We start from the raw sequence: 14,169 nt of genomic DNA, 5'->3' as shown, positions 1-14,169 counted from the left end.
GGCATGTCCGTCGCGCCAGACCCCGCACCTTCGCTCCACGCGTACGCCCACCCGGAACGGCTGGTCACCACCGAATGGCTGGCCGCGCACCTCGGCACCCCCGGGCTCGTGGTCGTCGAGTCGGACGAGGACGTGCTGCTCTACGACACCGGCCACATTCCGGGCGCGGTGAAGGTCGACTGGCACACCGAGCTCAACGACCAGATCACCCGCGACTACCTGGATCCGGCCGCGTTCGCGGAGCTGTGCGCGGCCAAGGGCATCGGGCGCCACGACGCGGTCGTCTTCTACGGCGACAACTTCAACTGGTGGGCCGCGTACGCATTGTGGGTGTTCAGCCTGTTCGGGCACCGGGACGTGCGACTGCTCGACGGCGGCCGGCAGAAGTGGGTCGCCGAGGGGCGCGAGCTCACCCGGGACAAGCCGGCCCGGCCCCGGGCGCAGTACCCGGTGCCGGAGCGCGACGACGCACCGATCCGGGCATTCCGGGACCAGGTGCTGAAGCACATCATCAACGGCCACCCGCTGGTCGACGTGCGCTCGCCGCAGGAGTACACGGGTGAGCGCACCCACATGGAGGACTACCCGCAGGAAGGTGCGCTGCGCGGTGGCCACATCCCGGGTGCGCTGAGCAAGCCGTGGAAGTCGGCGGCCAACGAGGACGGCACGTTCAAGCCGGCCGACGAGCTCACCAAGATCTACCGGGACGAGCTGGGGCTGGTGCCGGGCGACGATGTCATCGCGTACTGCCGGATCGGCGAGCGGTCCAGCCACACCTGGTTCGTGCTGCACCACCTGCTGGGGTACCCGCAGGTGCGCAACTACGACGGATCGTGGACGGAGTGGGGCAACCTGGTCCGGGCCCCGATCGTGCGGGGGGACCGGCCCGGCGGCCTGGCCTGACACGGGACGCCGTGACTGGCCGGACATCGGTACCGTGTCCGGCCGTGACCAACACCTTCCAGGTCGATCTGCGGGGCATCGTCGACCTGCTCAGCCACCACCTGTACGCCAGCCCCCGGGTGTACGTCCGCGAGCTGCTGCAGAACGCCGTCGATGCGATCACCGCCGCCGGTACGCCCGGTGTGGTCACGATCGCGTCCGCCGAGCACACCGGCGACGGCACGCTGCGCATCGCCGATGACGGCATCGGCCTGACCGAGGCGCAGGTGCACGAGCTGCTGGCCACGATCGGCCGCAGCTCCAAGCGGGACGAGCTGGGCTTCGCGCGGCACGAGTTCCTCGGCCAGTTCGGCATCGGGCTGCTGTCCTGCTTCCTGGTCGCCGACGAGATCCGGGTACACACCCGCCGCGACGGCGCTCCCGCGGTGCTGTGGACCGGTTTCGCCGACGGCCGCTACGCCGTTGCGCCCGGCGAGGACCGCGAGCCGGGCACCACGGTCACGCTCACCCCGCGTCGCGGCACCGAACACTGGCTCACCGGCGCCACGGTGACCGAGCTGGCCCGGCTGTACGGATCGTTCCTGCCGGTCACCGTCACGGTCGACGGCACCAGGACCACTGTGGACTCGCTGCCCTGGAAGGGCGGCCTGCGTCCGGCACTGGACTACGCACAGCAGACGTTCGGGTTCCACCCGTTCGACGTGATCGAGCTGAACGTGCCCGAGGCGGGCCTGACCGGGGTCGCGTACGTGCTGCCCACGTCGGTGAACCCGGCGTCCCGGGGCGGGCACCGGGTGTACCTCAAACAGATGCTGCTCGCCGAATCCGTCGAGGGCCTGCTGCCGGAGTGGGCGTTCTTCGCCCGCTGCGTGGTGGACAGCACCGAGCTGCGTCCGACCGCCAGCCGGGAGGCGCTGTACGACGACAGCCTGCTGGAGGCGACCCGGGACGCCATCGCCGACCAGCTCCGCGGCTGGCTGGTCCGGTTGTCGGTGGCGGACCCCGGGCGGCTGCGGGCGTTCCTGAATGTCCACTATGTCAGCGTCAAGGCGCTCGCCCTGCACGACGACGAGATGCTGCGTCTGGTCGAGCAGTACTGGGACATGGAGACCAACGCCGGCCGGCTGACGCTGGCCGAGTTCCGCGCCCGGTACGGCGTCATCCGCTACGTGAAGGACGGGGACGAGTTCCGGCGGCTGGCGGCCGTGGCGGCCGCACAGGACGTGTTCCTGATCAACGGTACGTACCTGTACGACGCCGAGCTGATGGACCGGCTGGGCCGGATCGACAGCTCGATCGTCGTCGAGCGGATGGACCCGGGTGAGCTGGCCACCCGGTTCGAGGAGCTGCCCGCCGCCACGGAAGTGGACCTGATGCCGTTCCTGCTGACCGCGCAGCGCCGGCTGGACCCGCTGGGCTGCGAGGTGGTGATGCGGGCGTTCGACCCGGACCAGTTGCCCGCGTTGTTCCTGAAGACACGGTCCGCGGAGTTCTATCAGGAGCTGCGCGAAACCCGGGACCGGGCCGACGACGTGTGGGGCGGCGTACTCGACTCGGTCGACAGCTACTCCGTCACCCGGGACCGGCCACAGCTCGTCCTCAACCACCGCAACCCGCTGGTGCGCCGGGTCTGCGCCCTGGGCGACGAGGAGCTGACCGGGCTCGCCGTCGAGGCCCTGTACGGCCAGGCGCTGCTGCTCGGCTACCACCCGCTACGGCCTCAGGACACCGCGCTGCTCAACACGTCGTTCCTCGGCCTGCTCGACCGCGCCGTCCCCGGACAGGACCGGGCATGAGGTCCGTCCAGGAGCTGTGGGCCCTGCTGCGCGAGGCCAAGTCGATGCCGTCCGGTGAGGCCCAGATCGCCCTCACCGAACAGGTGCTGCGGCACGCGGACGCGTCCGGCGACCGGGAGCTGGCCTTCGCCACACGGATCCACGCGACCCACGCGTACGTGTACGGCGGCGAGCCGGCCAAGGCGTTCGTGCCGTTCTCCCGCTGCCTGAGCGACTTCGACTCCGACCCCGCCGACTTCCACCAGCGCTACCAGTACGGCCTGCTGTGGCATTTCAAGGACATGGTCTCCGCGCTGCTCAAGTTCCCCGAAGTGCCGCTGGCCCGCACGTACGCGGTGCTGGACGACATGGAGCGCCGCTACCGCGACAGCGGGTACGGCAGCCAGGCCGTCCACAAGTACCGCATGCTGGTGGCCGCGCACGTCGGCGACGACGCGGCGGCCGACGACCGGTACGAGCGGTGGCAGACCACCCCCCGCGACCGGCTCAGCGACTGCGCCGGATGCGACCCGACCGACCAGATCGCGTACCTGGCCTTGCGGGGGCGGCACGAGGAGGCGGTCGAGCTGGCACAGCCGATCCTCGCCGGACGCCTGACCTGCGTCGAGCAGCCGCACAAGATTCTCACCGCGCTGCTGGAGCCCTACGTGTCGACCGGGCGGCTGGAGCTGGCGACCAACGCGCACCGGCGTGGCTACCGGCTGCTGCGGCCGCGCCTGGCCGACCTGCGGGAGATCGGCGACCACGTCGCCCTCTGCGCACTGTCGGGCAACGAGATCCGGGGCGTGGAGATCGTGCAACGGCACGTCGACTGGCTGGACCGCGCGCCGTCGCCGTCCGCGGCGATGCACTTCGCGGCGGCGTCCGCGATGCTGCTGCGCCGGCTGCCCGCACTCGGGCACACCGAGGTGCAGGTCAGTCGCCGCGGCCGCGGCGACGTTCCGGCGGCCGTGCTCGCCGAGGAGCTGGCGGCGTTCGCCACCGGGACGGCCGCGCGGTTCGACGCCCGCAACGGCACGAGCGCCCAGAGCGGGATGATCGCCGCCACGCTGGCCGCGGAGCCGTTCCCGGAGCCGTTCCGGCTGTCACCGACGGCCCGCCCGTCGTCGGTTCGCCCCGCGCCCGCACCGGAGCCGATGGCGCTGCCCCAGGACGCCGACCCCAACGAGCTGCTCGACCTCGCCGACGAACTGGAGCGGCAGGACCGGAACGACGAGCAGACCGCCCTGATGACCGCGTACGACCGCCGGTTCCGCGCCGACGACCCCGGCCCGCTGGCCCGTGCCCGCCGGCTCATGCAGATAATCGCCGGCGGTCGATGGGCCGGGGACACCGAAGGCACGGTCGATTCGCTGGCCGTCGCGGAGTCCATGTTCCAGGAGGCGGGTGTGCCCGCGGGCGCCGCCACCGCGGTCGGCATCGCGGGCCTCACGCGGGTGATCGCCGGCGAGGTGGAGGAAGGGCTGGCCATGGTCGGGGCCGAGGTCGCCTTCCACGGTGACGGGGACGACCAGTGGGCATCGGCCGAGGCGTGCGCCCGGCTGGCCGCCGCGCTGTCGGCCACGGGGCGTCACGAAGAGGCGCTGGAGGCCCAGGATCGGGCCGACGCGTACGTGGCGAAGCTGGACGACCCGCGGATGGCCGCCCGGTACGCGATGCTCCGGGCGCCGCTGCTGGACAAGCTGTCGCGGCGCGCGGAGGCCGAAACGGCGGCCCGTTCCGCGCTGGAGTTCTACCGCGCGCACGGTCCCGGGGACCGGGTCGCCCGGGCGGCCGTGACGGTCGGCAAGCTGTTCGAGTGGGTCGCCGCGGCTCCGTGTGAAGCCGCGTTCGACGAGGCCGTCGCGTGCGGCGACACCTCGGTGGCGTTGGAGGCCCGGCTCGGCCGCGCCCGCGCCCGGATTCACCTCGACCGCGACGACGAGGCGATCGACGACTTCGTCGAGGCGATCGCGTGGTGCACCGCGCGGGGACTCACCGAGCGGGCCGCGGAGATCCGGCTGGAGCTCGCCGAGGTGTACCAGGAGCTGGAGCGCCTGGAAGAGGCCGTGATGGTCGCCGAGGAGGCCGTGGTGGTGCTCGGCCGACGCGGCCGCACCGAGGACGCGGACAAGGCCCGGAACCTGCTGGCCACCACGCATTCCGCGCTCGGCGACCCCCACGGCGCGGTGTTCTGGTACGACGCGCTGATCGAGGGCATCGGCGACGACGGCGACCTGGCCCGCCGCGCCGAGCTGCGGGGCCGGACCGCGGATCTGATGTACGACGCGGACGAGGACGCCGAGGCGGCCGCCCGCTACGCCGCGGCCGCCGACGACCTGCACGCGGTGGGCGACCTGCGCGGCGAGGTACGGGCGCTGCGCCGACTCCTGATGTCCCGGTGCTGGTCCGGCGACCTGGCCGGGGCCGAGGAGGCGCTGCGCCGGGCCGAGCAGCGGTACGAGGCCCTGGGCGGGTCCGCGCAGCGGTCGGCGCGGTGGGAGCGGGCGATGCTGGACCGGGAGGCGGCCCGGCTGATGCTGCAACTGGACCGCGCCGAGGACGCTGTGGGGTATGTCACCGACGTCCCGCAGCGGCTGCGCGAGATCCAGTACACGCAGGACGCGCAGGACGCCGAGGTTCTGCTCGGGCGCGCGTTGCTGGCGAACGGTCGCGCGGCGGAGGTGGAAGACCTGCTCCGGCCGCTGGTCAGCGGCGAGGCCCGGACGAAGCGGATCCGGCGTATCGCGGCGAAGGCGCTGGCCGAGGCGCTCGATGAGCTGGGCCGAACGGACGAGGCGGCGGCTCTGCGCGAGCGCGAGGGCGTCTAACTGGCTGAACGGTCGTTCAGGGAATGGCTTGACAGCGGGTTAAAGTTTCCGGGTGACGCTAGACCAGCAGCAGCGGACGACGGCTCCCGCGCCCCGGCGGCGCTCGCGCCGTGAGGAGATCCTGGAGATCGCCGTGGGGCTTTTCGCGTCCCGCGGCTACCACGGTGTGTCGATGGACGACATCGGGTCCGCCGCGGGCGTGACCGGCCCGGCCCTTTACCACCACTTCGCGGGCAAGGAGGCCATGCTGGTCGCCGCGCTGGTCCCGGTCAGCGAGGGGCTGCTCAGCGGGGGCCGGTCCCGGGTGTCGCGGCACAACGGTGACGCGAAGGCCGCGCTGGCCGACCTGATCGACTTCCACGTCGACTTCGCGCTGGCCAACCCGGCCGTCATCGCGCTGCACCTGCACGAGCTGGACCGCCTGCCGGACGAGCCGCGCCGCCAGATCCGCCGCCTGCAGCGCCTGTACGTCGAGGAGTGGGTGATCGTCCTCGGCGAGCTGCGCCCCGAGCTGGACGCCGGTGAGCGCCGGGTGCTGGCCCACTCGGCGTTCGGCCTGATGAACTCCACGCCGTTCCTCGGCGGCGAGGTGGACCGGCAGCGCCGGGCCGCGTTGCTGTGCGAAGCCACCGGGCACGCCCTGCTCGGCCGCTGACCCAGCGCCCTTCCCCACCCCAGAACACCGCAGAGAAAGAGCGCCATGATCGAGTCTTTGCTCATCGCCAACCGGGGCGAGATCGCCCGCCGGATCATCCGTACCGCCAAGCGGCTGGGGATCCGGGCGATCGCGGTCTACTCCGAGGCGGACGCGGGCATGCCGTTCGTCGTGGAGGCCGACGAGGCGGTCTGCGTGGGCCCGGCCAACCCGGCCCAGAGCTACCGCAACACCGAGGCGATCCTCGCCGCCGCCAAGTCGACCGGCGCGCAGGCCATCCACCCCGGCTACGGCTTCCTGAGCGAGAACGCGGACTTCGCCCGTACGGTCGAGGAGAACGGCCTGATCTGGGTCGGGCCCTCGGCGGACGCGATCACCGCGATGGGCGACAAGATCAACGCGCGGAACCTGATGGCCGCCGCGGGCGTGCCGGTGGCTCCGGGCACCCAGGACCCGGCCGCGACGGTCGAGGCGGCGCTGGAGGCGGCCGGCACGATCGGCTTCCCGGTGATGGTCAAGGCCGCGGCGGGCGGCGGCGGCATGGGCATGGCGGTCGCGAACGACGAGGCCGGGTTGCGCACGGAGTACGACAAGGTTCGCGGCTTCGCCGAGCGCATGTTCGGCGACGGCTCGGTGCTGATCGAGCGGTACTTCCCCCGGGTGCGCCACGTCGAGGTGCAGATCCTGGGCCTGGCCGACGGCCGGGTCGTGGCGCTCAGCGAGCGCGAGTGCTCCGTGCAGCGGCGCAACCAGAAGCTGGTCGAGGAGGCCCCGTCGCCCGCGGTGAGCCCGGAGCTGCGCGCCCGGTTCCTGGCCGCGGCGGTCAAGGCCGGTGAGGCGGTCGGCTACCGCAACGCGGGCACGGTCGAGTGCCTGCTGGACCCGGCCACGGGCGAGTTCTTCTTCCTGGAGATGAACACGCGCCTGCAGGTCGAGCACCCGATCACCGAGCTGATCCACGGTCTGGACCTGGTCGAGGAGCAGCTGCGGATCGCGTCGGGCGAGGCCCCCACGTTCGACCCGGACGCGTTGACCACCACCGGCCACGCGATCGAGCTGCGCATCAACGCGGAGGACCCGAAGCGGTTCCTGCCCGGCCCCGGCAAGGTCACCACGTGGGTCGAGCCGTCCGGCGACGGCGTCCGGGTCGACTCCGGGTACGCGGCCGACACCACGGTCACCCCGTTCTACGACTCGCTGATGGCCAAGCTGATCGTGCACGGCACGGACCGGGCAGACGCCATCGCCAAGGCCCGCGCCGCCGTGGCCGGGTTCGAGATCGTGGGCCCGAAGAGCAACCTGCCGTTCTTCGCCGAGCTGCTGGAGAACGACGAGTTCCTCGGCGGCGACTACGACACCGGCATCGTCTCCCGGATGAGGTGATCCACCCATGAGTGCCGTTTCGATCCGTGAGGTGGCCCCGCGCGACGGGCTGCAGAACGAGGCGCCGATCCCCACCGACGCGAAGGTGCGGCTGATCGACGCGCTGTCGGGCACGGGCGTCCGCCGGATCGAGGCGGTGTCGTTCGTGCACCCGAAGGCCATCCCGCAGATGGCGGACGCCGACGAGGTGTGGGCGCGGGCGTGGCACAACCCGGACGTGCGGTACTCCGCGCTGATCCCGAACACCCGGGGTGCGCAGCGGGCCATCGCCGCCGGGTTCACCGAGATCGAGGTCGTGGTCTCGGCCAGCGACACCCACAACCGGAAGAACCTGAACCGTTCGACCGAGGAGTCGCTGGACGACATCGGCGCGCTGATCCCGCTGGTGCACGACGCCGGGGCGACGCTCGAAGTGATCGTGGCGACCAGCTTCGGGTGCCCGTTCGAGGGGGACATCGACCCGAAGCGGGTCGCGTCGATCGTGGAGCGGGTGCGCGCGGACGGCGCGGACCGGATCGCGTTCGGCGACACCACCGGCATGGGGACCCCGCGCCGGGTCCGTGACCTGCTCTCCGAGGTACGTCCGGACCTGCTGCACTTCCACAACACCCGGGGGACCGGGCTGGCGAACATCCTGACCGCGCTGGAGCTCGGGGTGACGGAGTTCGACGCGAGCGTGGGCGGCATCGGCGGCTGCCCGTACGCGCCGGGCGCGTCCGGGAACGTGGCCACCGAGGAAGTGGTGCACATGTTGCACGACATGGGCATCGACACCGGCATCGACCTGGACAACCTGATCACGGTCGCGGAGCTGGCCGAGGACCTGCTCGGCAAGACCCTGCCGTCGGGTGTGCTGCGGGCGGGGCCGCGTACCCGCCTGGTCTGACGTCTTCGTTCACCGACGGCGCAGGGCGTGGCCCTGCGCCGTCGGTGTGTCTCCGGCACCGAAGGTCTCCTGAACGTTCATTTGGATCCGGCCCGCGCGATGCGCTAGCCTAACGATCGTTCAGGTTCGGCTCGGAAGGGGACGACGTGGCCATCGACGGTGAGGCCCTGGCTCAGGTACGCAAGCGCGTGGTGGCCGGCGGCGCCGAGCGCTACCACGCGGCGAACGCGGCCAAGGGCAAACTGTTCGCCCGCGAACGCATCGCGCTGCTGGTCGACGAGGGCTCCTTCGTCGAGGACGGCATGTACGCGAACGCGGTCGCCGAGGCCCTGCCCGCCGACGGCGTGATCACCGGTAACGCCCGCATCGACGGGCGCGAGGTGTGCGTGATGGCCAACGACTCGACCGTCAAGGCCGGCTCCTGGGGCGCCCGCACCGTCGAGAAGATCATCCGGATCATCGAGCGGGCGTACGCGACCGGCGTCCCCATGGTCTACCTGGTCGACTCGGCCGGGGCCCGGATCACCGACCAGGTCGACCTGTTCCCGGGCCGCCGCGGTGCGGGCAAGATCTTCCACAACCAGGTCAAGGCGTCCGGCTCGATCCCGCAGGTGTGCGCGCTGTTCGGCCCGTCCGCGGCCGGCGGGGCGTACATCCCGGCGTTCTGCGACGTGGTCGCGATGGTCGAGGGCAACGCCAGCATGTACCTGGGCTCCGACCGGATGGTCGAGATGGTCACCGGCGAGAAGACGACCCTGGAGGCGATGGGCGGCGCCCGGGTGCACTGCGCCGAGTCCGGGGTCGGCCACTTCCTGTGCAAGACCGAGCGGGACGCGCTGGACGTCGTGCGGCGCTACCTGTCGTACCTGCCGGCGAACTGGGAGCAGCAGCCGCCCGCCGCCGAGGCGTCGGAACCGGCCAATGTGGATCTTGCCGCGCTCGTGCCCGCCAGCGAACGGCAGGCGTTCGACATGCGGCGCTACATCAAGGGCCTGGTCGACGAGGGTTCGTTCCTGGAGATCCAGGCGCTGTGGGCCAAGGAGCTGACCGTCGGCTTCGCCCGTATGAACGGCGAGGTCGTCGGCATCGTCGGCAACAACTCGATGTTCAAGGGCGGGGTGCTGTTCGTCGACTCGGCGGACAAGGCGACCCGGTTCGTGCAGCTGTGCGACGCGTTCAACGTGCCGCTGCTGTTCCTCACGGACGTGCCCGGCTTCATGGTCGGCACGGCCGTGGAGAAGCAGGGCATCATCCGGCACGGCGCCAAGATGATCAGCGCGATCTCGGAGGCGACCGTACCCAAGATCTGCGTGGTGATCCGCAAGGCGTACGGCGCCGGGCTCTACGCGATGGCCGGGCCGGGCTTCGAGCCGGACGCCACGATCGCCCTGCCCACCGCGAAGATCGCGGTGATGGGCGCCGAGGCGGCCGTCAACGCGGTGTACGCCAACAAGATCGCGGCGATCACCGACGAGAACGAGCGGGCGGCGTACGTCGCCGACCTGCGCGCCGAGTACGAGCGCGACATCGACATCATGCGCCTGGCCAGCGAGCTGGTGATCGACGCGATCGTCGAGCCCGCCGAGCTGCGCACCGAGCTGGTCCGCCGGTACCACGCCGCCCGCGGCAAGGACCGCACGTTCTCTCGGCGCCGCCACGGCGTCACCCCGGTCTAGCAGCGTCACCCTCTTCCGACAGAAAGGGCATCGTCATGGTCGACTTCCGGCTCAGCGAGGAGCAGGAGGCGCTGCGCGCCAGCGTGCAGGAGTTCGCGCGCGAGCAGGTCGCTCCCGTGATCGCGGAGCACTACGAGCACAAGACGTTCCCGTACGAGCTGATCCGCCAGATGGGCAAGATGGGCCTGTTCGGGCTGCCGTTCCCGGAGGAGCACGGCGGCATGGGTGGCGACTACTTCGCCCTGTGCCTGGCACTGGAGGAACTGGCCCGGGTGGACTCCAGCGTCGCGATCACCCTGGAGGCGGCGGTCTCGCTGGGCGCCATGCCGATCTTCCGATTCGGTACGGCCGAGCAGAAGGCCCGCTGGCTGCCGCAGCTCACCAGCGGCGAGAACCTGGCCGGTTTCGGGCTTACCGAGCCGGGCTCGGGCTCCGACGCCGCCGCGATCGCCACCCGCGCGGTGCTCGACGAGAAGACGAACGAGTGGGTCATCAACGGCTCCAAGGCGTTCATCACGAACTCCGGTACGGACATCACCGCCCTGGTCACGGTCATGGCGGCCACCGGCACGCGGCCGGACGGCAGCAAGGAGCTGTCGACCATCATCGTGCCCTCGGGCACGCCGGGCTTCACGGTCGCGCCGGGCTACTCGAAGGTCGGCTGGTGCGCGTCCGACACCCACGAGCTGTCGTTCGACGACGTCCGGGTGCCCGCGGAGAACTTGCTCGGCCAGCGCGGCCGGGGCTTCGCCCAGTTCCTGCGGATCCTCGACGAGGGCCGGATCGCCATCGCCGCGCTGTCGGTCGGCCTGGCCCAGGGCTGCGTCGACGAGTCCGTCGCGTACGCCAAGCAGCGCCACGCGTTCGGGCAGCCGATCGGCAACTACCAGGCGGTCCAGTTCCTGATCGCCGACATGGAGCTGCGCGCCCACACCGCCCGGGTCGGCTACTACGACGCCGCGTCCCGGATGCTCGCGGGCGAGGATTTCAAGCGGTACGCCGCAGTCGCCAAGCTGCACGCCAGCAACGCCGCAATGGACAACTCCCGCTACGCCACCCAGGTCCACGGCGGGTACGGCTTCATGAACGAGTCCGCGGTGGGCCGCTTCTACCGCGACGCCAAGATCCTTGAGGTCGGCGAGGGCACCTCCGAGGTGCAGCGCATGATCATCTCTCGGGATCTGGGCCTCTGACGGTCGGTAGGCCGGGCGACCGTGTCGCGGATATCGGCGGCCTCTGCTGGCTCGCCCGGGTCCGATCCCCGACAACCGGGCCTCCCGATTCGCTTCGTATCGACGTGGGTGCCTAGGTTCAAGGGATGACGTCCGAGCATGGCACCGACCGGCCAGGTCCGGGATTCGGTGCCGTGCTGCGCGACCACCGGCGGCGGGCCCGGCTGACCCAGGTGGAGCTGGCGTCCCGCGCCGCGGTCGGTGTGCGGACCGTGCGCGACCTGGAGTGCGGCCGGGCTGCGCGCCCGCAGCGCATGACCGCCGAGCTGCTGGCCGATGCGCTCGGCCTGTGCGGGGCCGACCGGACGGATTTCCTGGAGGCTGCCCGCGGCCACGCGCCCGCGGCGCCGCCCGCGATCGATGCCGCCCCGGCCGATGCGATACCGGCCGATGCGGGGGCACCACCGGCGCCGCGGGTGGTCCGGCTGCCCCCGGCGGCCGATCTGATCGGCCGCGACGCGGACGTCGCCGAGCTGGCCGCGGAGCTGACCCGGCCGGGCTCGGAGGCCCCCGGCGGGGTGACCCTGGTCGGTCTGGCCGGGGTCGGCAAGACCGCGCTGGCGCTCGTGGTGGCGCACCGGATCGCCGCCGCCCATCCCGGCGGGGTCGCCGGCATCGTCGTCACGGACGGCTCCACGGCGGGGGAGATCCTCGGCGGGGTCGCTGCCGTGTTCGCGGCGGGGCGGCCCGACGACCTGCCCGCGCAACTGGCCGGGCGGTCCGCGGTGCTGCTCGTCGATGCGGTCGAGCGGTCCCCGGACGCGGTGGCGGAGGCATTGTCCCGGCTGCGGGAACGCGTACCGGGGCTGCGATTCCTCGCCACCGGGCGGCATTCCGTCGGCCTGCCCGACGAACGGGTGCGGCCGGTGGCGCCGCTGGTCGCCCCGTCCGCCGACAGCGGCGCGGCGTCCGGCGAGGCGGCGTCGTATCCGGCGGTCGCGCTGTTCCTGGACCGCCTCGCCCGGGTCGGGCGCAGCGAGGTCGGGCCGGACGAGGTCGCTGCCGCCGTGACGCTCGTACGCTGCCTCGGCGGACTGCCGCTGGCGATCGAGCTCGCCGCCGCGCGCGGTCGGGTGCTGACGGTCGCGGAGATCCTCGACCGGTACGGCGACCGCGTCCTGGACCTGTCCCGGCCGGACGCCGCCCGGCCCGAGACCGTGGTGTCGCTGCGCGACGCGGTGGACGCCAGCTACCGCCTGCTCGACCCCGCCGAGCGGTACGCGCTGCGCCGCCTCGCCATGTTCCGTCACCGCTGGTCGCTGCGGCTGGCGGAGCAGATGCTGGCGGACGGCCCGACCGCCGGTACGGACGTGGTGCACGTGCTCGACCGGCTGCTGGGGCTGGGTCTGCTCAGCGTGCGCGGAGCCCGGTCCTCCCGGTTCCGGCTGCTGGACGTGGTGCGCGACTTCGGCACCGAGCGGGCGTCCGCGAAGGGTGAGCTGGCCGCGTTCCGCCGCCGGCACGCGGCGGTGCTGGCCGATCTGGCGCAGCAGGCGGCGCCGGACCTGGTCGGTGGGGACCTGACGTCGGCGGCGGCCCGCCTCGACGATGTGGCCGGGGATCTGGGGGCGGCGCTGACGTTCGCGGCCGGGGAGGACCCGCACACCGCGCTGCGCATTGCCGCGGCACTGCCGTGCTGGTGGCAGTTCCGGTCCCGGGAGGTGACCGGACGGCAGTGGCTGCGCCGGCTGCTCGACGACCCGCGTACCGCAGACGCGGACCCCGTGGTGCGGGCCTGGGCGTACGCGGGACTGGCCCGGCTTGCCGGGCCGCAGGAGCGTGCGGCAGCACAGATCGCGCTGGCCAGCTTCGAGCGCCTCGGCGACGCGGCCGGCCGGGTGACCACGCACCTGCTGCTCGCCGTGCCGGCGCGGGGCGAGCCGGACGAGGCCCGTGCGCACGCCGAGGCCGCGCTGGTCCTGGCGCGGCGCCACGCGCGGCTGCGCGACGTGGCGATCGCCCAGCACCACTTGAGCTGGCACGACATCCGGGTCGGCGATCTGGCGGCGGCGCGCCGCCGGCTGGCCGAGGTGGAGCGTCTGGCCCGCCGCTGCGGCGACTACCGGGTGCGCGCGGTGGCGGTGGCGGCGCTGGCCGAGCTGGCCCGCCTGGACGGCCGGCCGGAGGACGCGGAGCGGCTGGGCCGCCGGGCGGTCGCCGAGCTGGACACGGTGGGCCTGGCCGCCCCGAACCACCGGCGCCGGGTACTGGCGACGATCGGGCTGGCCCTGGCGCGTTCGGGCCGGTTCGCGGAGGCGGCCGCGCTGCGTGACGAGGTCCCGTCCGTGTCGCTCGCCGGTACGGAGCTGCCGGGCAGCGGATTCCCGTGGGCGGGCGTGCCGAGTGCGGAGTTCTCCGCGGCGCTGCTGGACGGCGGGATCGCGGCCGGACGCGGGGAGCGGGCACGGGCCGCCGAGTGTTTCGCGCGCGCGGCCGAGGCGCACGCCGTGGGCGACGATCCGCGGGATCTGGTCGCGGCGCTGGTCGGCCTGATCGCCGCCACACCCGACCCGGCGGTACGGCGCGACGCGGCGCACCGCCTGGACGTCCTGTGCGGGTCGGCGAGCATCGCGCTGCTGCCCTGGGAACGGGAGAGTCTCGGCACGATCGCCGCCGATCCGGCGGATCCGGACGTTGCCTGAGTCGGCGGGGACGACCGGCGCTGATGTGCCCCCCACGCGCCGGTCGCCACGCCCACACGGCAGGCGGCGAGAACGCAGACTCCCCGTGATCCGTCCCGGTCGCGCCGCCTCCCCCCGGAGATCACCCTAGCCGCGGGTGACCTGCGATTTGGCCGGGATGAAGCGGTTTCGACCAGGGCGTCCGGC

General features: G+C 72.6%; 9 protein-coding genes. All 9 read left to right on the top strand.

The features are described 5' to 3' along the window. Positions 1–3 precede the first annotated feature (3 nt). The 9 genes from ACMCNK_RS21190 (at position 4) to ACMCNK_RS21150 (ending at position 13,983) form a co-directional block, all read left to right on the top strand. On the top strand, positions 4–903 hold the full coding sequence (locus ACMCNK_RS21190) for a sulfurtransferase (RefSeq protein WP_412738128.1): 900 nt from the start codon (positions 4–6) through the stop codon (positions 901–903). A 44-nt stretch (positions 904–947) separates the two neighbouring features. Further along, entirely contained in the window at positions 948–2,699 is a 1,752-nt protein-coding gene (locus ACMCNK_RS21185) for an HSP90 family protein (RefSeq protein ID WP_412738127.1), read from the top strand. After that, positions 2,696–5,509, top strand: a complete 2,814-nt coding sequence (locus tag ACMCNK_RS21180; protein ID WP_412738126.1) for a tetratricopeptide repeat protein — start codon at positions 2,696–2,698, stop codon at positions 5,507–5,509. Before ACMCNK_RS21185 ends, ACMCNK_RS21180 begins: the two co-directional genes overlap by 4 nt. A 52-nt stretch (positions 5,510–5,561) precedes the next feature. Further along, the gene (locus tag ACMCNK_RS21175) at positions 5,562–6,164 is read left to right on the top strand and encodes a TetR/AcrR family transcriptional regulator (protein WP_412738125.1); all 603 of its coding nucleotides are present in this window, start codon (positions 5,562–5,564) and stop codon (positions 6,162–6,164) included. A 45-nt stretch (positions 6,165–6,209) separates the two neighbouring features. Further along, on the top strand, positions 6,210–7,547 hold the full coding sequence (locus ACMCNK_RS21170) for an acetyl/propionyl/methylcrotonyl-CoA carboxylase subunit alpha (protein WP_412738124.1): 1,338 nt from the start codon (positions 6,210–6,212) through the stop codon (positions 7,545–7,547). Positions 7,548–7,554: 7 nt separating this feature from the next. Beyond that, positions 7,555–8,433 carry a hydroxymethylglutaryl-CoA lyase gene (locus ACMCNK_RS21165; RefSeq protein ID WP_412738123.1) on the top strand — a complete coding sequence of 293 codons (879 nt, stop codon included), beginning with the start codon at positions 7,555–7,557 and terminating at the stop codon, positions 8,431–8,433. 146 nt (positions 8,434–8,579) lie between these two features. After that, positions 8,580–10,109 carry an acyl-CoA carboxylase subunit beta gene (locus ACMCNK_RS21160; RefSeq protein ID WP_412738122.1) on the top strand — a complete coding sequence of 510 codons (1,530 nt, stop codon included), beginning with the start codon at positions 8,580–8,582 and terminating at the stop codon, positions 10,107–10,109. 35 nt (positions 10,110–10,144) lie between these two features. Further along, complete coding sequence (locus ACMCNK_RS21155; protein ID WP_412738121.1) at positions 10,145–11,302, top strand: acyl-CoA dehydrogenase family protein; 1,158 nt, start codon at positions 10,145–10,147, stop codon at positions 11,300–11,302. Positions 11,303–11,427: 125 nt separating this feature from the next. Further along, positions 11,428–13,983 carry an ATP-binding protein gene (locus tag ACMCNK_RS21150; protein WP_412738120.1) on the top strand — a complete coding sequence of 852 codons (2,556 nt, stop codon included), beginning with the start codon at positions 11,428–11,430 and terminating at the stop codon, positions 13,981–13,983. The last annotated feature ends 186 nt before the right edge of the window (positions 13,984–14,169 follow it).

Source organism: Krasilnikovia sp. MM14-A1259 (assembly GCF_047159535.1).
GTDB lineage: Bacteria > Actinomycetota > Actinomycetes > Mycobacteriales > Micromonosporaceae > Actinoplanes.
Note: the sequence above shows the minus strand (reverse complement) of the source record. Positions and strands in the feature narration are given on the sequence as shown.